Source organism: Streptomyces sp. B1I3 (genome assembly GCF_030816615.1).
Taxonomy (GTDB): domain Bacteria; phylum Actinomycetota; class Actinomycetes; order Streptomycetales; family Streptomycetaceae; genus Streptomyces.
The window spans coordinates 400568-419929 of sequence record NZ_JAUSYD010000001.1; the positions used below are offsets into that span (position 1 = coordinate 400568).

Genomic DNA, 19362 nt, shown 5'->3' on the forward strand with positions numbered 1-19362 from the left:
ACGGCGAAAGGCTCCGCCCCGTCGGGCGGAGCCGGCCGGGAGCGACATCACGCTCCGCGTCAGCGGGTTCCGGGCTCTCCCCCGCCCGGGCCCGGCCTGCGACCGCGCCACCGTTCGACGAGAGCACGTCCGCGAGCCCCCGGCGTGGATGCGCCCCGGCGTGGGGCCGGCATCGTCCCGTCGGTCTCTCCGGCCCCCTCGGCGGACCTCTTCGTGTACCCGGCGCCGGTCCGGGGGCCACCGTCATCCGGCGCATCGGTCCCGGCCGCACCCTTCGCAACCGGCTCGTCCGACAGCGCGTGGTAGCGGTGGCTGATCCGCCGGCCCACCAGTACGTAACCGAGCAGCGCGCCGCTGGTATTGAGGATCACGTCGTCGATGTCGAAGGCCCGTCCGGTGACGAGGGCTCCCTGCACCAGCTCGACGACGGCCATGACCAGCACCGTCAGCACGGTCATGCGGAGCATCCGCAGCCTACGGGGGACCAGGATCGGCAGAAGCACGCCGAACGGCATACCGAGAAGGAGATTGCCGCCTGCCTGTTTGCAGGCGGCGAGGAAGGTGTACTGCTCCGCGTACTGCCGCAACGAGCGTCCGGGCCGCAGGTTGGACGTCACGATGTCCTCCGACGCGGGTGACGGTGTGAGCGTCACCTTGGCCAGGACGACGGAGAACGCCACCAGGCCGAGGAACGCCACGGCCAGCACCGCCGCGCGCAACAGGAGACGGCCCACATGTCTGCGTCGCGCACCGGAATCCATCTCTACAGTCATGGCCAACGAATGCCCCCCAGCCCGGCGGCCACACCCCCTGCCGGGTGCGACCATGTGCTCATGAGCGCACAGGACAAGGACCGACTGCTGGCGGAGGCCGTCGCCCTGCGGGAGCAGGGCCATCCCGAACAGGCTCGGGAGCGCCTCCTCTCCCTCACCACGTCGTTCCCCGAAGCCGCGGACGTGGCCTACCAGACCGCCTGGGTCCACGATGTGCTCGGCCTGGAGGCGGAGGCCGTCCCGTACTACGAGCGCAGCCTGCAGGGCAGCGGTCTCGGCGACGAGGAACGCAGGGGGGCGCTGCTCGGGCTCGGCAGCACCTACCGGGTGCTCGGCAGGTTCGGACAGGCCGTCGAGACGTTGCGGCGCGGCGTGGCCGAGTTCCCGGACGACGGCGCGCTGCAGACGTTCCTCTCCATGGCGCTGTTCAACACGGGCGAGCATCACGAGGCGATGCAGCTTCTGCTGCGCCTGCTCGCGGCGACCAGCGACAACCCTTACGTGCAGCGGTACCGGCCTGCCATCGAGCACTACGCGGCCGACCTCACGCGGATCATCTGATGCCGGTCCCCAGTGGTCCCTCGCGGTCACCGGAGCGGCGCTCACGCGCACCCGCCGCGGCGGACAAGGGGAAGCCCCGGCCGGATCGGGGGAATCCGGCCGGGGCGGCTCGTGTGCGGAGCGCCGCAGGCATGCGCCGGCTCGCTCCCACATATAGGTGAACGATAAACCGCTCACTGCCGTTCCCTGGAATCGGCATCCCGCGGTGTGATCCACACCACGGTGACCTGGGGCGATGCCGGGTGTCAGCCGTTACCCCGGTAGCGGCACGAAGCCCCGGCAGCCGGCCGGATCCGGCCGGAGGTCAGCGGGCCTCGCGGAACAGGACGTGCCCGCCCGCGGCCGGGTCGTACTTGCGCAGCTCGAGCCGGTCGGGGTCGTTGCGGCGATTCTTGCGGGTGACATAGGTGTGCCCGGTCCCGGCGGTCGACCGGAGGAGAACGACGGGCCTGGTCTCACTGCGTGCCATGGGAACCTCCAGAGAACAGCGACCCCGGCCCCTAGGTGGGGATGGGTATCGTTTTCGTTCGGTGGGGTCAACGCGGCGGGGAGCGCCCGCATTCCCCCGCGCGCCGGCGACGTCGGCACAGGGATTCGAGCATGAAGCGCACGACCGACGCACGGCCGATCGCCGTATCGAACCTCTCGGCGGCTCGTCACCGCACGACGCCGGTGACAGGCGATCCGCACAGCCACCTGGTTTCCGCACAAGCCCCGCTTCGGTCCCACTCACACCCCGCCGCAGGGAGCGCGCACCGCTCGAGGGACGCTCGCGCGGGCGTGAGTTCCATGGTGCACGCCGGTCAACTTGCGCCAACCACCCGTAAACGCAAGGGTGTTCGGCGGACCTCGGCTCCACTCGGCCGACGGCATATGCCAGAAGCAACTACGCATCGAGTGTTGCCGAATCCCTTACGGGCTGCCGCACCCTGTGCGACAGTCGAGTCCGGCCCACCCCCACGAACCGGCCGCGCCGCGCCTGTATCGGAGTACGAGATGCCGTCCCATTCGTTTGCGGACCGCCCCGGCCCCCAGCCTCCTGAGCGGCACGCCGTCGACGCGTTGATCACCCGGGCGCGACGGCTTCGCGGAGATGTGGACGCCGTACGACGCGACACCGCGGTCATGGATGAGGACGATCCCCGGCTGCGGTGGCAGCACGCGCTCTGCGAACTCGCGGTCCACCAGCTCGACGACCTCGGCGAACACCTGGGACACCTGAGGAACGGCATCCCGGCACAGACCACCACCGGCCGAACGGCATGCATCTCGCGGGAGTCCGCGGCCGAGCCGGAGACGGGCGCACCGCCCAGCAGGGTCGGCAGCGCCGAGTGGAACCTCCTCACCGACGAAGTCAGCTGGTCGGACGAGCTGTACCGTATCTTCGGCAGGGCCCCGGAAGCCGGTGCGCTGTCCCTGGACGAGCTGCCGTCCATGCTTCTCGCCGAGGACCAGCCCGTGCTGACCTCCATGGTGACCGGCTGCCTGGTGGACGGCAGGCCGATAGACGGTGAATTCCGGATCCTGCGGCCCGACGGCGACATGCGGACGCTCCACATGAGGGGCGAGCCGGTACTCGACTCGAACGGCTGCACCGCCTCCATGTGGGCCGTGCTGCGTGATGTGAGCAGCCTCCGGCGCAGCCAGCACGTCGTGGGCAGCGCCCGGGACTCACTGGGGCACCGCGAACGCCTGGCCCGGGCCGAGCGCCGGATGGCCGTGGAGCTCCAGGAGGCCGTTCTGCCGGCGCGTCCGGGATCGCTGCCCATATCCGCTCCGGGAGGACCGGACATCGCCGGCCACTACCTGCCGTCACGGTCGAGCGACCTGATCGGCGGCACATGGTACGACGCGATGCGGCTCCCTGACGGCCGGACACTGCTCTCCGCCGGGGAACTGACCGGCCATGGGATCCCCGCCACTTCGGCCATGGCGATGCTGCTCGGTGCGCTGCGCGGGATCGCAGTGGCCGGCGTCGGACCGGGGGCCGTGATGAACCATCTCAACCAGCTGATCGAATGCTCGGCCCAGCCGGCTCTGGGCAGCGCGGTGTGCTGCCGCTTCGATCCTGCGACCGGCACGCTCACCTGGGCGCAGGCGGGGCACCCCGCGCCGTTGCTCTTCCGCGACGGAGTGGGGCGCCCTCTTCCCCCGGTGGACGGCGTACTGCTCGGTGCCGCGTCCGAGGTTGCCTACGAGCAGGACCAGGTGGCCCTGCTGCCGGGCGATGTGCTGATGCTGCACACCGACGGACTGACACGGCAGAGCGGCCAGGGTGCGGGTCCGGAGGCGCTCCTGAGCCTCGCGCCACGGTTCGCCGGGGCCCGCACCGCGCAGGACTGCGTTCGCACGGTCGTCGAGGAGTTCGGTGTGGCCGAACGCTCCGACGACGCATGTGTGTTGGTGGCCCGCATAGCCGATTGAGGGCACGCCCGGCCGATGGGCTGTCCCCTGCTGAGTGCTGAACGGTGGCCCGAGGACGGCCTCCGGGTCAGATGCGGGAACCCCCGGACTTCTTGAACGCGCTCTGCGGCAGGGCGAGCTGAATCTCCTCCCGCAGGTCCTCGATCTTGGCGTAGCCGGCGAACTGTCCGGTGAGCCGGTACATCTCGCGCAGCCGGTCCCAGGTGCGGTGCGAGGACGTCTCCCCCATCGACACCAGGGCGAGCCGTGCGTAACGGTCGGCCTGCTCCGGGTCGTCGGCGATGAAGCAGGCCGACGCGAGAGAGATGTAGTCGAAGATCTTGGAGCGCTGGCGACCGTTTATGCGCAGGTCCAGAGCTTGCTTGGCATGGCGCTGCGCCGTCGTGGCCGCCGCCGGATCGTGCTCGGCCAGCGTACGGAACGCCAGCGCCTGCATGCCGTGCATGTCCGCCTCGTCGAACATCTGCATCCAACTGGGGGGCGGCACGTCACCCTTGTCCGAGACGAAGAGCTCCTCGGCCTCACCGAGTGTGCGCCGCATGGCCTGGCCGCGGCCCATCGAGGCCTGTGCCCAGGCCTCGATGGTGCGCAGCATCGCCTGTGTGCGCGGCAGCATCTGGTCGCCCGAGCCGGACTTGGCGAGCTTCATCAGGTCCAGGGCGTCGTCCGGGCGGCCCAGATGGACCATCTGGCGGGCCGCGCGGGAGAGTGCCTCCCCGGCACGGGGGCGGTCGCCTCCCTCGCGGGCCGCGTGGGTGGCGATGATGAAGTACTTCTGGGCGGTGGGCTCCAGGCCGACGTCGTGGGACATCCAGCCCGCCAGGACCGCGAGGTTGGCGGCGACCCCCCAGAGGCGTCGCTGCAGATGGTCGGGGTGGCGGTAGGCGAGCATGCCGCCCACCTCGTTGAGCTGGCCCACGACGGCCTTGCGCTGGAGCCCGCCGCCCCGGGACGCGTCCCAGGCCCGGAAGACCTCGACCGAGCGTTCGAGCGCCTCGATCTCCTCGGAACCGATGGGCGCGGCCTCGTACCTGTCGAAGCCCGCATTGTCCGCGTGGAGGGGGTCGTCGGGGCGCGCGGTCCGGGCCGCCGGAGCGGGGTCGGACTGCAGCCAGTCGTGCATGGCACCGGTGAGTACTGAGCCGGCGGTGAGCGCGGCGCCCGCGCCCACCAAGCCGCGTCGGTTGAGCATGAGGTCCATTCCCGTGAATTCGGTGAGGACCGCTGCCGTCCGTTCGGGCGCCCACGGCAATCCGTCGGGATCCTTCTCCGTCCCGTTGTCTCGCCGCTTCCCCACACGCCCGCGCCGGCCGAACCCGAGGTCCTCGATGGTCACGACACGGCCGAGCCGCTCGGTGAACAGAGATGCCAGCACTTCGGGCACCGGGTCGCGGGGCGACTCCCCCATGTCGATCCAGCGCCGGATCCGCGAGGTGTCGGTCGCCAGCTGGTGGTGGCCCATGGCCGCCGCCTGCCGGTTCACCATTCTCGCGAGCTCGCCCTTGGACCAGCCGGCCAGGCCGAACAGGTCGGACAGACGGGTGTTGGGTTCTCCGGTCACTTCAAGCCCCCAGGTTCTCGGCTGACTTGACACTAACCCGCTGTCAGATGCTGAGCGACTATTCGCCAGGGTTCGCCAGGGTCCGCCAGATGGTCTGCCACCCGCGGGCCGGTGTCAGGTAGGAAAGCGCCACCCCGCCCGGCAGCCCTCGGTACTCCCCAGGGTGCCGAACGGCCGCCGGCCGGGGCGGCGCACGCAACTTGTCGGCGCACGAAGGGATCTGTCTCGCTCATGTACACAGCATCGTCCTCCGTGTCCGCCCCGCCCCGGCCGCTTCGTCCCATGGGGGCGGGCGGCGGGCCTTATCTCGACCCCCGCGCCGCGGCACCGGCGTCCGGCACGGGTCGGACCCGGCGGGCCGCGGGGCCGGGCACCCAACCGCTGAGCGGGCGCCTCGACCTGTCGGGCCCTCAGGGCGCCCAGTTGAGGATGGCCATCGCCTCCGTCCACCGCATCTGTCCCGAGTTCAATCCGGTGCAGGTGCTGCGCCGCAGCGGGCGCTCCGTGCTCATCGTCGGCACGACCGGTCGCGCCACCGCGGTGGCCAAGTGCTTACTGGACCACTCCCCCGCATGGACGGAGCGGTTCCGGCACGAAATAGCTGCATACCGCGCCTTCGTCAGGCACCGCCCACCGGTTCGGGTCCCCCGGCTCATCGCCGCGGACCCGGAGAACTGCACCCTGGTGATCGAGCGGATGCCCGGCAGGGTCGCGGCACTGACGAGGCACCCGGCGGAGGCTCCGCCCCGCGCGGACGTGCGCGCCGCTCTCGGAGCGATCAGCCGCGTCAACGCATGGCGGCCCCCGGCCGGCCTGTTCGACGCCCCGCTGGACTACGCCTCACGCATCGCCCGTTATCACGAGTTGGGGCTCTTCACCGACCGTGATCTGGGTGACCTGCAGAAGCTGCTGCACGGTCTGGCCCATGCGGGCGGCAGGCAGGGGACGGGCCAGTTCTGCCACGGTGACGCACTGCTCTCCAACATCCTGCTGCCCCCCACCGGCCCCGTGCTGGTGGACTGGGAGCACGCGGGCTGGTATCTGCCCGGCTACGACCTCGCCACGCTGTGGGCCGTGCTCGGTGACGCGCCGGCGGCTCGGCGTCAGATCAGCCAGCTCGCGCAGGCGGCGGGCGCGGCGGCGCGCGACGCCTTCCTGGTCAACCTCATGCTCGTACTCACGCGAGAGATCCGGACGTACGAGACGGCTGTGCAGCGGGCCATGCGGGAAGGGGCACCCTCCGGGGCCGGGCAGACACGGCAGGGCGCGCTCTCCTCGGGCGAGGAGCAGCGACTGCTGCTGCGCAGGCTGCACGACGACTGCGCGATGGCCCGCCGGGCCGTACGCGCAGCGGTGGGCACACGCTGACCGTGCCGGGCCGGCCGGGCCGGCCTGACCACGGGGGTGCGCGCTGCGGGACCGGTGCCGACACACGGGTCCCACAGCGCGATGCGGACGGCCCTGCCGTCCGCTCCGGCTCGCTATGAGCCGGCCCGCACCACATCTACGTCGGACGCCTTGACGAAGGCGATCCGGTGCCCGATCTGGACCGTCACGTACTTCTCGGCCCCCCGGAAATACGTGTGGTCGTACGGCTTGGACGCGTCGATCGTCGGCGCGTAGTAATACCCGGTGGGTGCCACACCACCGCCCGGGAAAGCCTGCCCCGACTTGATGGTGTAGACCAAGGGACTGCCCACGGTCGGCTTGGCGAAGTCCGAGGGGTACTCCCCCTTTTCGGGGTACGCCACCCCGTAGACGGGCACCTGCGCCCTGCCGTTCCTGGGCTTCACCACATATCCCGACGTCGGAGTGGTGGTCCGGGATCCGTGGGGTGAGCGGAACCACGCCTTCTGCCCGTACCACCAGATCGCCGTCCAGCCGGACACCCGGCCGGCGACCACGGCCTGCTGGGTGGCGCTGATCTTGCTGCCCCAGTCCGCCGCACAGTTCGTGCCGGGCGAGCCGTCCGGGTGCAGCCCCGGGTCGGAGAAGAGCGGGGAGTCGTCGGACGGCTCCGTGTGCAGGGGAACAGCACTGCTCCCCTGCAGCGGCAGGTCGACGCCCTTCTCGCAGTCACGGAACTCCTGCCGGTTCTCGGCGAAGGCCGCGCTGACGGTGACCAGTTCGCTGCTCCTGGGCGCGCTCGGCACAGTGGGTCTGCCGAGCAGTGCCATGAAGCGGTTCCAGTCCCAGTACGGCCCCGGGTCCCAGTGCATGTTCTTCGTACCGGCGGCACTGGTGGGCGGGACGCCGTCATGGCCGAGGATGTGCTGCCGGTCCAGCGGGATGTCGTACTTCGCCGCCAGGTGACGCACCAGTCTGGCAGTCGAGCGGTACATCTCGGGCGTGTACCACTTGGCGCCTTCCGCCGCGAAGCCCTCCTGCTCGATGCCGATGGAGTGGGTGTTGAGATACCAGTTGCCCGCCTGCCAGGCGATGTCCTTGCCCTTCACCATCTGGGTGACGTGCCCGTCGGCCGACCGCACGACGTAGTGGGCCGAGGTCTGGTTGCGGGGGTTCTGGAAGATCTTCAGGGTGGTGTCGTAGTCGACCTCGGTGTCGTGCAGGACGATGAATTTGACCGCGTTGCTGTCCGGCCGGTCCGCAGTGTCGTAGTTGCCGTACGTTTCCTTGTCCGCCGGATCGCCGGTCTGCTGGTAGGCGGCCGGTACCCAGTCGCAGGTGAGGTTGTGGGGACATTCCGGGCGTACCTCGTCCGCGCCGGCCTGGGCCGCCGGGCTGAGCAGCGCGGCGCCCAGGGCCCCCGCCGTGGTGAGTGCGAGCGCGAGCCTGGTCCTCTGCTTCGACGTCATGACAACCCTTCTTGAGCCGGGCGGACCCGGGCCGGTACTGGGTGATCTCAGCGTTCCGTTGTCGGCGCACACTCTGGGGCGCGTGGTGAGGGTGAGTCAACGGTGCAGTGTCACAGCATTTTTGGGCTTGTCTGACTATTTCGCGCAGCGCGTGCCCCGGATGGCCGAAGGGTAGTGCTGGCGCAGACAGGACCGTTCCGCGCCGACCGCGCGGAGTCTTCGAAAGGCCGGACGCACATGCCGCAGCCCTTCTCACTGCCGGACTTCTACGTGCCGTACCCGGCGCGCCTCAACCCCCATCTGGAGGCAGCCCGCAGCCATACCCGGGAGTGGGCGCGCGGAATGGGGATGCTGGAGGGGTCCGGCATCTGGGAGGAGAAGGACCTGGAGGCCCATGACTACGCGCTGCTCTGCGCGTACACCCATCCCGACTGCTCGGCCGAGGCACTTTCCCTGGTCACCGACTGGTATGTGTGGGTCTTCTTCTTCGACGACCATTTCCTGGAGCTGTTCAAGCGCACTCCGGATCGTGAGGGCGGGAAGCGGTATCTGGACCGCCTGCCCGCCTTCATGCCGATGGAGCGGGGTGCTGCCACGCCCGAGCCGGTCAATCCGGTCGAGGCGGGGCTGGCCGACCTCTGGGCCCGGACCGTACCGGCGATGTCCGACGCCTGGCGGGTCAGGTTCGCCGAGGCGACGGAGAACCTGCTCAACGAGTCCCTGTGGGAGCTGGCGAACATCAACGAGGGGCGCATCGCCAACCCCGTCGAGTACATCGAGATGCGGCGCAAGGTGGGCGGCGCGCCGTGGTCCGCGGGGCTGGTGGAGTACGCGGCGAACGCGGAGGTGCCGCCGTCGCTGGCCGGCTCACGGGCACTGGGGGTGCTGCGGGACGCGTTCTCCGACGGCGTGCATCTGCGCAACGACCTGTTCTCCTACCAGCGGGAGGTCGAGGAGGAGGGCGAGAACAGCAACGGCGTGCTGGTCCTGGAGACGTTCCTGGGCTGCACGACCCAGGAGGCGGCCGAGGCGGTCAACGACCTGCTGACGTCCCGCCTCCAGCAGTTCGAGAACACGGCGCTCACCGAACTGCCTCCGCTGTGCGCCGAAAAGGGGCTCACCCCGGACGAGACGGTCGCCGTCCTGGCGTACGTCAAGGGTCTCCAGGACTGGCAGTCCGGCGGCCACGAGTGGCACATGCGCTCCAGCCGCTACATGAACGACGGGGGCGCCGCAGCGAGCGTGCCCGGTTTCGGGATGGCCGCGGCGTCCATCCGCCTCACGCCACGCTCGGAGTCGGCGCGGCTGCGGAGCCACACCCACGTCCCGTACCAGCACGTCGGCCCGTCCCTGCTCCCCGACTTCGACATGCCGTTCACCACGACACTGAGCCCGCACCTGGACGGGGCGCGGGTGCGGATCGTGGAGTGGTCCCGCCGGATGGGACTGCTGGAGGCGCAGCCGGGGGTCCCCGGTTCACACATCTGGGACGAGGAGCGGCTCGTCGCCACGGATCTCCCGCTCTGCGCGGCGGGGTTGCATCCCGACGCCACACCCGACGAGCTCGATCTGTCCTCCGGGTGGCTGACCTGGGGTACGTACGGCGACGACTGGTTCCCGGTGGTGCACGGGCGGACGCGTGACCTGGCCGGTGCGCGGCTGGCCAACGAGCGGCTGTCCCTGTTCATGCCGCTGGACGCCACGTCCGCGCCCGAGCCGGTCAACGCGCTCGAGCGGGCTCTCGGCGACCTCTGGCAGCGGACCGCGGGCCCGATGGACGAGAGCGGGCGCCGCACCTTCCGCGAGGCGGTGGAGTCGATGACCGCGAGCTGGCTGTGGGAGCTGGCGAACCAGGCCCAGAACCGGATCCCCGACCCGGTCGACTACATGGAGATGCGCCGGAGGACGTTCGGTTCGGACCTGACGATGAGCCTGTGCCGGCTGGGTCACGGCAGGAAGGTGCCGGAGGCCGTGTACCGCAGCGGCCCGCTGCGGTCCCTGGAGAACGCGGCGGCGGACTACGCCTGCCTGCTCAACGACGTGTTCTCCTACCAGAAGGAGATCGAGTACGAGGGGGAGGTGCACAACGGCGTCCTGGTCGTCCAGAACTTCTTCGGGGTGGACTACCCGACGGGTGTGGCCATCGTGGACGACCTGATGAACGCACGGATGCGCCAGTTCCAGCACGTGGCCGAGCGGGAACTGCCCGTGCTGTACGACGACTTCGCGCTCGACGAGGACGCCAGGGAGGTCCTGGCGGGCTATGTCGTCGAGCTCCGGCACTGGTTGGCCGGGATCCTGATCTGGCACCGGGACTGCCGGCGTTACCGCGAGGAGGACCTGCGGCGGGGCACCGGCACCCCGTGGCACATCTCCGGCCCCACGGGGATCGGCACCTCTGCCGCGCAGGTGACGCGGCTGATGACGACGCAGGGACGTTTCAGCCCTGCTGGAAGAGCTCCGCGGGCAGTGGCTTCAGCAGGGCGTACAGGTCGTCGGTGATCGGCCGGTCCCAGCTGGCGATGGTGACGAGCACACCGTCGCTCCTGTCGAACTGGACGCAGGAGATCCGGCTCTCGCTGAGCTTGACGCGGCGCACGATCAGCAGGCTGTCGCCCTGCATGACGGGCATGTCCTCGGTGCCGGTGACCTCGACCGGTTCGTCGTTCTCGAGCGCGAGGAGGAGCTGGGCCACCTCGAAGGGGACCTGGCCCTCCTCGGTCTCCCGGGCCGGCGAACCCTCGGGCAGGTTGCCGATGATCATCGCCGGGCCGCGGCCGCCGAACAGGTCGTAGCGCAGGAACACGCCCTGGCAGCTCCCGTCGGGAGCGGGGAGCAGACCGGCGCCGAGGTTGCCGGGCCAGTCCCCCGGGTCCATGGCCAGGACGTCGAAGTCCGGGCCCGCGGGTGTGGCGGCGCTACGGCGGCGGAGGAAGGACATGCAGCCATGTTACGTGTCCCGGCTCACGTCGTGGAGCCGGGCACTCCCGGGCAGGACTCAGCCGGACTCCGCGGCCAGCCGTTCCAGCACCTGCACCGCCTCACTCGCACGCGCGTACGGGACGAAGAGGTGGTCGTGGTGGTATCCGGCGACCACGTTGCAGCTCACGCCCACGTCGGTGAGGGCCAGGGCGACCGCGGCCGTCAGGCCGACGGCCTCCAGGGAGGAGTGGACGCGCAGGGTGATCCAGCCCGCGACGAAGTCGTACCCGAGCCCCGCGGCCACCGCTTCCCTCTCGGGGAGGACGAGGGTCACCCCTTCGCCCTCGGCGACGGTGACCACGGGGGTGACGCCGTCGGGTGCCGCCCCGTCGGCCAGGGTCGTGAACACATAGCGGCCCGGGTTCAGCTCCGGTCGCATGGTGTGCAGCAGTTTCCGAAGATCGCGCTCGCCCGTCATGAGGTCACGCTACGGCTTCCGAGCACCGCCGCTCGCGGAACAGGGCCGCCGGAGCCCGGTTGCCGGCTGCCGTTCGGGACCCGGCGCGGCAGTGCCCCCTGCGGCACGGGGAGGCGTGGAACGCGGCCGCACGAGTAAGCCATTCAGGCACGCCATGTACCCGTACGCTCACCTTCCGTGGCAGCAGGGTGTGATCGCCCCTAGTTTCGGCTCATGAGGAAAAAACACATCACCTGCCTGGCGGGCATCACCGTCGCCCTGACCACGGCGCTGGGCGGGGCGGCGATCCCTTCCGCCGCGGCCGGGCCCGATGACCACGTGGTGCGCCCGGGCGGTTCGATCCAGAGCGCGGTGGACGCGGCCGAACCGGGAGACACCGTCGTCATCCTGCCTGGCACCTACCACGAGAGCGTCCGGATCACGAAGCCGGGCCTGACCCTGCTCGGTGTCGGTGGCGGGGCCGTGATCATGCCGTCGGCCACGGACACGAAGGCCGCAGGGAGCTGTGCGGCGGCCGGCAACGGCATCTGCGTCGTCGGCACCAAGGGGCACACGGTCGACGGCGTCAGCATCCGCTCGCTCACCCTCTCCGGATTCGGCAAGAGCGGCATCTGGGCCTCGTGGACCGACGAGCTCTCCGTGCGCCGGGTGACCGCCCGGTCCAACGGTACCTGGGGCATCGCCCAGGAGCACTCGACCCGCGGTGACTTCCGGCGCAACGTCGCCACCGGCAACGGCGACGCGGGCATCTTCGTCGCCAACAGCGTCAGCGAAGAAGGCGGGGCGACCGACACGCAGGGGACGAAGATCCTGGACAACTCCCTGAGCGGGAACCGCATCGGTGTCACGGCCCGGCGGGTCAGGAACCTCCTGATCGACGGCAACAACATGACCGGCAACTGCAGCGGGGTCTTCGTCGTGGGTGACGAGTCAAAGCCCGCGGCCGGGGCGATGACCGTCAGCAACAACCGGATCGTGGAGAACAACAAGTACTGCGCGGCGACCCCCCGGCTCTCGGCCATCCAGGGCTCCGGCATCGTCCTGACCGGCAGCGAGCGCACGGTCGTGCGTTCCAACGTGATCCGGGGCAACGTCGGTTCCACCCCGCTCTCCGGCGGGATTCTGCTGTTCAAGAGCTTCGTGGGCGCGCTGAACACCGACAACACGATCAGCCGGAATTTCGTGCGGGACAACCAGCCGGCCGACCTTGCCGACCGGGACACCTCCGGAACGGGCAACACCTTCGACAGCAACACGTGCGGGACGTCCGTACCGGCCGGCATGTGCGCCGAGTAGCGGCTCACCCGCCGCACGACGAGAAACGAGACGGTATGACCACCGTGAGTCCCACCCCCGACACCACCCCCGTCACCTCACCGCTCTCCTCCCCCTCGGCACCGGCCGCCTCGGGTGCCGGCCAGGCCCCGCCCCCGGCCATGAGGCTGAGGGAGCTCGCGTTCGGAGCGGCCTGCGCCGCGGCCGTGCGTGCGGCTGCGAGGCTGGGCGTCGCCGACGCGCTGGGCGACACGCCCGCCTCGGCCGCGGAACTCGCCCGGATCGTGGACACCGAGCCCGTCCCGCTGAGGCGGCTGCTGCGGGCGCTGTGCTGCTACGGGATCTTCGGCGAGACCGAGGACGGCACCTTCGTCCACACGGAGATGTCCCGGCTGCTGCGCGAGGACGATCCGAACAGTCTGCGGTACATCTGTCTGTGGTGCACCGAACCCTGGACCTGGGAGGTCTGGCCACGGCTCGAGGACGCGGTGCGCACCGGTTCGAGCGTCTTCCCGGAGGCGTTCGGCAAGGGCTTCTTCGACTATCTCCACCAGGACGCGGGCGAGTCCGCCCACGTGTTCAACCGGGCCATGACCACATCCAGCATGCAGTCCGCGCGGGACGTGGCCGAACTCCTCGACCTCACCGGGGTCTCCTCGGTCGCCGACATCGGCGGCGGCCAGGGCCACGTGCTCGCCAGCCTCCTCGAGAAGTATCCGTCCGTCCACGGAACCCTCATGGACCTGCCGGGAGTCGTGGCGAGGGCGGACGCCAGGCTGCGGGACGACGGCGCCCTCGCGAACCGGGTACGGATCGTCGCCGGGGACTGCCGTGAGGACATCCCCGTCGACGCGGACCTCTACATCATCAAGAACATCCTCGAGTGGGACGACGAGAGCACGCGCCGGGCTCTGGGCAACGTCGTCGCCGCGGCCCGTCCGGGCGCCCGGGTGGTGGTCATCGAGAACCTCGTCGACGACTCGCCGTCCATGCGCTTCACCACCGCGATGGACCTGCTGCTCCTCCTCAACGTCGGTGGCGCGAAGCACACGCGGGAGAGCCTGCTCGCCCGGATGTCCGACGCCGGCCTGCGGATCGGCGAGGTTCGTCCGGTCAACGCGTACCTGCACGCCTTCGAGTGCCTCGTCCCCTGACCGGGGCACCGCGCACACCAGGATCGCCCCGGGTCCGGCACGCAGGTGCCGGACCCGGGGCGATCGTCCGTGTGTCAGGCGGAGGCGTCCCGCTCCCACCGGTAGAACTGCTGGGCCATCGCGTCCTTCGGACCACGCCAGGTCTTCGGGTCGTAGGGGCTCACGAAGGCGGTGAGCCGGTCGCTGATGGCCTTGAACTCCGGGTGCTCGGTCACCTTGGCGATCTCCGGGCCCGGGGGCCGGTCCGACTCGATCAGGTGCAGGTACACGTCCCCGAACTGGAAGAGGGTGCGCCTGTTGACCCCGACGAGATGGGGCAGTTCCGTGTCGTCGGACTGCGCGAACAGGCCGGCGATGTCGGGTGCGGACTCGGGTGCCATCCGCGCGACGATCAGTGCGTGGTGCATCTGGCTGCCTTTCGGGGCGTCAGTTGACGGGGACCGAGGCGGAGCGGCGTTCCCGGTCCCGCTGCTCGATCTTGTCGCGGATGAGCTCCATCTGGACGCGCGAGTTGCGGTTGATGTTGTCGGTCATCCACGCGTCGTCGACCGGCGCGTCGGGCCTCATCGCGAAGTCCTGCTTCCAGTGCATCCGGGTGCCGCCGGGAACCTCCGAGTACTCCCACCGGATGTCCATGTGCAGGAAGGGCCCGGGCTCGACACGCCGTGCGCGGACGTTGCGGCCCTTGCGGTCCGTGGTGCGCTCCGACACCCAGCTCCAGACCTTGCCGTTGTCGTCGGGGTGCATGGTGAGCCGGAAGGTCGTCGTCTCACCCTTCCGCTCGATCACCTCGACGGCCGCGTACTCGCTGAACAGCTGCGGCCAGTTCTCGAGATCGTTCGTCATGTCCCAGACGAGGTCCAGGGGTGCGGCGATGGTGATCTCGTTCTCGGTGTGTCCCGACATGTCAGACTCCAGTCACGAGGTTGCTGTTCACGAGGTCGAGGAACTCGCCGGGCGTCCTGCAGCGGTCGGCGTCGGCCGGCAGCGGGCGGCCGTACCGGTTCTCCAGCGCGGCGACGATGCCGAGCAGGCCGAGCGAGTCGAGGCCGTACTCGTCGAAGGCCGAGCCGGGACGGCTCTCCATCTCCGACGGGTCGACGGTGAGTCCTGCGCCGTTCTTCATGAGCACGGCAAGCTCCGCATACGTCAGTCGATCGGTCATGAGGAAGTACTCCTTCTCATCCGGTGGTGTCGGTGCGGTGCCGCAGCACCAGGGCCGAGTTGGACCCCATGAGTCCTCGGCTCAGTACCAGCGCCGTCCGCAGCTCGGCGGGGCGCGCGCGGCCGGTGACCAGGTCGAGGTCGTGGCACACGTCGAAGACGTTGGGCGTCGGAGGGATCAGCCCGTGCTCCATGGCCAGTACCGCGGCGGACGTGTCCAGCACGGGCGCGCCGCAGTAGGCCCGGCCGGTACCGGTCTTGGGTGCCGTCACCGGTACACGCCGCCCGTGCCGGCCCAGGGTGTCGGCGATCGCGAGAGCTTCCGCCCGGTCCGCGGACGGTACGCCCAGCGCGTCCGCGAAGACGACGTCGATCTCCTCGGGTGCGCAGTCCGCCTCGCGCAACGCCCCCTCGATGGCGCGGGCCAGTCCCTCGCGGGACTGCTCCCACCGGGACGCCCCCGTGAAGGTGGCGGCATGTCCGGCCAGTTCGGCACGGATCCGCGCCCCGCGGTCGCGTGCCTTGGTCTCCTCCTCGACCACCAGCATGGCGCCCCCCTCCGCAGGGACGAACCCGCAGGCGTCCGCTGTGAAGGGCCGGTAGGCGCGGGTGGGGTCTTCGCAGGTGCTGAGGTCCTCGTAGCCGAGTTGGCAGACCACGGAGTACGGGGCCAGGGGCGCCTCGGCCGCGCCGACGACGACGGCGCCCGTCCCGCGGCGGATGGAGCGCGCGGCGTGCATGAGCGCGTCCAGACCACCGGCCTCGTCGCTGGCCACCACGGCGCACGGCCCCTTGAATCCGCCGCGGATGGAGATCTGGCCGGTGCTGGCGGCGTAGAACCAGGCGATGGACTGGTACGGGCCGACGTACCGGGAGCCCTGGCCCCACAGCCGCTGCAGCTCGCGCTGCCCGAACTCGCCGCCGCCGGAACCGGCGGCGGTGACCACCCCGACACTGAACGGCGCGTCCTCGTAGTCGGCGCGGCCGAGCCGGGCGTCGTCCAGGGCGAGATCGGCCGCGGCCATCGCGAAGTGCGTGAAGCGGTCGGTCTGGACGAGGTAGCGCTCCTCGATGAGCGCGACCGGGTCGAATTCCCGGACCTCGCCCGCGACGCGCAGCGGAAGGTTCTCGCAGCCCTCCCGGGATACGAGGTCCAGGACGCTGACGCCCTCCTGCGTCTGCTTCCAGAAGGCACCGGCGCCCGTCCCGTTGGGGGCGACGACACCGATCCCCGTGATGACGGATCGCCGGTGTGTCCGGTCGTTCATGGAGTCCTCCCGCCTGATCGGGTCAGCGCGACGGCGGACTGGAATCCGCCGAAGCCGCTGCCGACCGAGAGCACACTGCGCAGCTTCAGGGGCCGGGCGGTGCGCGGCACGTAGTCGAGGTCGCACTCGGGGTCCGCGGTCTCGTAGTTCGCCGTCGGCGGCACCGTCTGGTGCTCGAGAGCCAGGACGCACGCGGCGATCTCTATCGCTCCGATGGCTCCGAGCGAGTGTCCGACCATGGACTTGATCGAGCTCATCGGCACCTTGTACGCGTGGGCGCCCAGGGCGCGCTTCACGGCCGCCGTCTCGTGCCGGTCGTTCTGCTTGGTGCCCGAACCGTGCGCGTTGACGTAGTCGACCTGCGAGCCGTCGATCCGGGCGTGGGCGAGGGCGGAGTTGATGGCCTCGGCCATCTCGAGCCCTTCGCCGGTCAGCCCGGTCATGTGGTAGGCGTTGCCGAAGGTGGCGTAGCCCGATATCTCGCAGTACACCGTCGCGCCGCGGGCCCGGGCGTGCTCCAGCTCCTCGAGCACGAGCACGGCTCCGCCCTCGCCCATGACGAATCCGTCCCGGCGGGCGTCGAACGGCCGGGAGGCGTGCTCCGGGTCGTCGTTGTTCGCCGAGGTCGCCTTGATCGCGTCGAAGCAGGCCACCGTGATGGGAGTGATCGGCGTGTCGGACGCGCCGGCGATGCACACGTCGACGCGACCCTCCTCGATGGAGTGGAAGGCGTATCCGATCGCGTCGAGGCCGGAGGTGCAGCCGGTCGAAACGGTCTGTACGGGCCCGTGCGCACCGACCTCCTCGGCCACCGCGGAGGCCAGGGTGCTCGGTGCGAACGCCCGCTGGAGGTGGGGGCCCGCCGGGCGGTGGTCGACGTCCCAGCGCGAACCGCTGCCGCTGACGGCGACGTAGTCGTGCTCGAGACGGGTGGTGCCGCCGACCGCGGTCCCGAGGGACACCCCGATGCGCCAGGGGTCCACCTTCTCCGTGTCGAGTCCGGCGTCGCCCAGCGCTTCTCTGGCCGCCACCAGGGCGAACTGGATGTACCGGTCGGAGCGTGCGATGAGCTCTTCGTCCAGGCCGTGCGCCACGGGGTCGAAGTCGCACTCGGCGGCGATGCGCGAGCGGAACGCCGCCGGGTCGAACAGGGTGATGCCCCGTGTCGCGGTACGGCCGTTGGAGAGCAGGTCCCAGAACGCCCGGGCTCCGATGCCACCGGGGGCGACGACGCCGACCCCGGTGACCGCCACGCGTCGTGTCATGACGCCGCCCCCGTTCGTTCTGGCGGCGCACCGCGCTCGGCCACGTCCGTGATCTCGGTGTCCACATGGCCGAGTTCGGGCCGGGGGGCGAGCGGGCCGAGGTGGAAGACCATCCGCGCCTCCACGTCGCCCACGTTGCGGAAGCGGTGGCGTACGTGCGGGGGGATGAGCAGGCCCTGGTCGGGTCGCATCGGGTGCGCCTCGCCGTCCAGGTCGACTTCGAGGAGTCCGTCCACGACGTACACGAACTCCTCGGAGTACGGGTGGTAGTGCTCACCGATGCGCTCACCGGGGCCGACGATGGCCAGTCCCATGAAGCCGCTGGTGGCACCCACCGCCGTTGGTGTGAGCATGGCGCGCAGGTCGCCTCCGCGCCTGCGGTTGGGCTGAGTCTCGCTGAGGTCCACGATGCGAGGCCGGTGCGTGGTCATGACTGCTCTCCTCGAGGCGGGTCGTGCGGTGTGACGGCAGCACGGGCGGGCCCCCGCTGCCGGTGGCGCCGTCAGGCCTCGGTGGCCCGGCGGTCGGTGATCAGCTTCATCTCGGCCTGGGCGAGGAACCGCGCGGCCTCCTGGTCGTTGCTGGGCAGGCCGTTGGCGCCGCCGTCGAGGAGCCGGCCGAGCATGGCCGCCTTGCGGGGGCCGCCGATTCCGAGTGCCAGCGCGGGCTGTGCGCCGAGCGGGCCGCTCACTTCGAGGAGCCGCACCACGACGTCGTCGCGCTGGAAGATGGTGCTGCTGGCGACGGGGCTTCCGGCGTCGTCCGCCGTCTCCTCGTCCTGGCCGGCGAGCAGGCGGGCGAGCGCCATGCCGCAGCCTTCCTTGGCCTGGTAGAAGAGCGCGTGCCGCTGTACGTCGCCCGGGGCGTGGTGGCCGGCCGTCACGTGGTGGACGGTCGGGAGCGCGGCCCGGGTGAAGAACATGCGGGCGGAGTCGGGGTCGCTGAGATCCCGGTCCTGCTCCAGGTAGGGGTTGAGGGCCTCTTCGACGGCCCTGACCTCGGGCTGGCGCGACACGTGGCGCAGCGCGGCCAGCAGGTCGCCCTCGACCTCGACCGCCCGCACGACACGGTTGCCGTGCATGAAGAGCGAGGTGCGGCGCAGCCGGGTGTTCTCGTCGACACGGGCCTGCGGGGATTCGTAGTCCGCGAGGATCTTCGCGACGATGTCCTCGGTGCCGGGCTTGACGGTGAACGTGAGCGCGTGTCGAACCACTCCGTCGCCGATGCGGGGTACGGGCTGCAGACCGCTTTCGACCGGGGCGGCGCCGTCGGTCCTCGCCGTCTCGCGCAGGACGCTGAACCGCAGGGAGCGGGTGTCGCGCACGCAGCTGTGCAAGGGCTGGACCGTCGCGACGTGCTCCTCGCTGTTCACCCAGGCGAGGAAGGGCGGCGCGCTCTCCCATTCGCTGGTGATGAGCCACTGCGAGGGGTTCTCGATGGACTGGCACAGCTGGTCGCTGATGTGGCCGGGGATGGACGCCACCTGGTTGCGCATGTGTTCGTACGCCTCAAGGAACTGCTTCTGGGCGCCGTCGTGCAGGTCCAGCAGCAGGACGACCCGGAGCCTTGAACCGTCGAAGGCGGACTGCGAAACCCGTTCCGATATGGTTGTCATCTTTGTCTCCTTCGAGACGGCGCGGTGACCACGTCGAGTGGTCTCTCGTCATCCGTCGGCTGTCGGGGAACCGGAGCGGCCTCTTC

The 19362-nt window shown here is 70.4% G+C and carries 19 protein-coding genes; 6 read left to right on the forward strand and 13 right to left on the reverse strand.

Features of this window, described 5'->3' with window-relative positions; genetic code table 11:
• Positions 1 to 59: 59 nt before the first annotated feature.
• A complete protein-coding gene (locus QFZ58_RS01880; RefSeq protein ID WP_307123107.1) occupies positions 60 to 773 on the reverse strand; it encodes a VanZ family protein in 714 nt (237 codons plus the stop codon).
• A gap of 60 nt (positions 774 to 833) precedes the next feature.
• Between QFZ58_RS01880 and QFZ58_RS01885 the strand changes: the two genes are divergently transcribed.
• Positions 834 to 1334 (forward strand): tetratricopeptide repeat protein, encoded by a 501-nt coding sequence (locus tag QFZ58_RS01885; protein WP_307123108.1) that lies wholly within the window; start codon positions 834 to 836, stop codon positions 1332 to 1334.
• A gap of 304 nt (positions 1335 to 1638) precedes the next feature.
• Here QFZ58_RS01885 and rpmG read toward each other — a convergent pair whose 3' ends face one another.
• Positions 1639 to 1803, reverse strand: a complete 165-nt coding sequence (gene rpmG, locus QFZ58_RS01890; RefSeq protein ID WP_307123109.1) for a 50S ribosomal protein L33 — start codon at positions 1801 to 1803, stop codon at positions 1639 to 1641.
• A gap of 527 nt (positions 1804 to 2330) precedes the next feature.
• Between rpmG and QFZ58_RS01895 the strand changes: the two genes are divergently transcribed.
• Positions 2331 to 3758: a SpoIIE family protein phosphatase gene (locus tag QFZ58_RS01895; protein WP_307123110.1), complete on the forward strand. Its 1428-nt coding sequence runs from the start codon at positions 2331 to 2333 to the stop codon at positions 3756 to 3758.
• Between the two features lie 67 nt (positions 3759 to 3825).
• On the opposite strand, the gene QFZ58_RS01900 is transcribed toward QFZ58_RS01895, so the two are convergent.
• Positions 3826 to 5319 (reverse strand): hypothetical protein, encoded by a 1494-nt coding sequence (locus QFZ58_RS01900; RefSeq protein ID WP_307123111.1) that lies wholly within the window; start codon positions 5317 to 5319, stop codon positions 3826 to 3828.
• Positions 5320 to 5550: 231 nt separating this feature from the next.
• On the opposite strand from QFZ58_RS01900, the gene QFZ58_RS01905 reads away from it, so the two are divergent.
• Entirely contained in the window at positions 5551 to 6687 is a 1137-nt protein-coding gene (locus QFZ58_RS01905) for an aminoglycoside phosphotransferase family protein (RefSeq protein WP_307123112.1), read from the forward strand.
• A gap of 113 nt (positions 6688 to 6800) precedes the next feature.
• Here the strand turns inward: QFZ58_RS01905 and QFZ58_RS01910 are convergent, their stop codons facing one another.
• A complete protein-coding gene (locus QFZ58_RS01910; protein WP_307123113.1) occupies positions 6801 to 8135 on the reverse strand; it encodes an N-acetylmuramoyl-L-alanine amidase in 1335 nt (444 codons plus the stop codon).
• 237 nt (positions 8136 to 8372) lie between these two features.
• Between QFZ58_RS01910 and QFZ58_RS01915 the strand changes: the two genes are divergently transcribed.
• A complete protein-coding gene (locus QFZ58_RS01915; RefSeq protein ID WP_307123114.1) occupies positions 8373 to 10637 on the forward strand; it encodes a germacradienol/geosmin synthase in 2265 nt (754 codons plus the stop codon).
• On the opposite strand, the gene QFZ58_RS01920 is transcribed toward QFZ58_RS01915, so the two are convergent.
• Positions 10576 to 11076: a hypothetical protein gene (locus QFZ58_RS01920; protein ID WP_307123115.1), complete on the reverse strand. Its 501-nt coding sequence runs from the start codon at positions 11074 to 11076 to the stop codon at positions 10576 to 10578. The genes QFZ58_RS01915 and QFZ58_RS01920 overlap by 62 nt on opposite strands.
• 57 nt (positions 11077 to 11133) lie before the next feature.
• Positions 11134 to 11535 carry an ACT domain-containing protein gene (locus QFZ58_RS01925; protein WP_307123116.1) on the reverse strand — a complete coding sequence of 134 codons (402 nt, stop codon included), beginning with the start codon at positions 11533 to 11535 and terminating at the stop codon, positions 11134 to 11136.
• Positions 11536 to 11748: 213 nt separating this feature from the next.
• Between QFZ58_RS01925 and QFZ58_RS01930 the strand changes: the two genes are divergently transcribed.
• Positions 11749 to 12831: a nitrous oxide reductase family maturation protein NosD gene (locus tag QFZ58_RS01930; protein ID WP_307123117.1), complete on the forward strand. Its 1083-nt coding sequence runs from the start codon at positions 11749 to 11751 to the stop codon at positions 12829 to 12831.
• A 35-nt stretch (positions 12832 to 12866) separates the two neighbouring features.
• Positions 12867 to 13964: a methyltransferase gene (locus QFZ58_RS01935; protein ID WP_307123118.1), complete on the forward strand. Its 1098-nt coding sequence runs from the start codon at positions 12867 to 12869 to the stop codon at positions 13962 to 13964.
• A gap of 74 nt (positions 13965 to 14038) precedes the next feature.
• Here the strand turns inward: QFZ58_RS01935 and QFZ58_RS01940 are convergent, their stop codons facing one another.
• The 7 genes from QFZ58_RS01940 to QFZ58_RS01970 form a co-directional block, all read right to left on the reverse strand.
• Positions 14039 to 14371 (reverse strand): TcmI family type II polyketide cyclase, encoded by a 333-nt coding sequence (locus QFZ58_RS01940; protein ID WP_307123119.1) that lies wholly within the window; start codon positions 14369 to 14371, stop codon positions 14039 to 14041.
• A gap of 19 nt (positions 14372 to 14390) precedes the next feature.
• On the reverse strand, positions 14391 to 14870 hold the full coding sequence (locus tag QFZ58_RS01945) for an SRPBCC family protein (protein WP_307123120.1): 480 nt from the start codon (positions 14868 to 14870) through the stop codon (positions 14391 to 14393).
• Between the two features lies 1 nt (position 14871).
• Entirely contained in the window at positions 14872 to 15129 is a 258-nt protein-coding gene (locus QFZ58_RS01950; protein ID WP_307123121.1) for an acyl carrier protein, read from the reverse strand.
• 16 nt (positions 15130 to 15145) lie between these two features.
• Entirely contained in the window at positions 15146 to 16396 is a 1251-nt protein-coding gene (locus tag QFZ58_RS01955; RefSeq protein ID WP_307123122.1) for a ketosynthase chain-length factor, read from the reverse strand.
• Positions 16393 to 17661: a beta-ketoacyl synthase gene (locus tag QFZ58_RS01960; RefSeq protein WP_307123123.1), complete on the reverse strand. Its 1269-nt coding sequence runs from the start codon at positions 17659 to 17661 to the stop codon at positions 16393 to 16395. The genes QFZ58_RS01955 and QFZ58_RS01960 overlap by 4 nt, the downstream gene beginning before the upstream one ends.
• Positions 17658 to 18092 carry a cupin domain-containing protein gene (locus QFZ58_RS01965; RefSeq protein WP_307123124.1) on the reverse strand — a complete coding sequence of 145 codons (435 nt, stop codon included), beginning with the start codon at positions 18090 to 18092 and terminating at the stop codon, positions 17658 to 17660. Before QFZ58_RS01965 ends, QFZ58_RS01960 begins: the two co-directional genes overlap by 4 nt.
• A gap of 71 nt (positions 18093 to 18163) precedes the next feature.
• Complete coding sequence (locus QFZ58_RS01970; RefSeq protein ID WP_307123125.1) at positions 18164 to 19276, reverse strand: SchA/CurD-like domain-containing protein; 1113 nt, start codon at positions 19274 to 19276, stop codon at positions 18164 to 18166.
• Positions 19277 to 19362 lie beyond the last annotated feature (86 nt).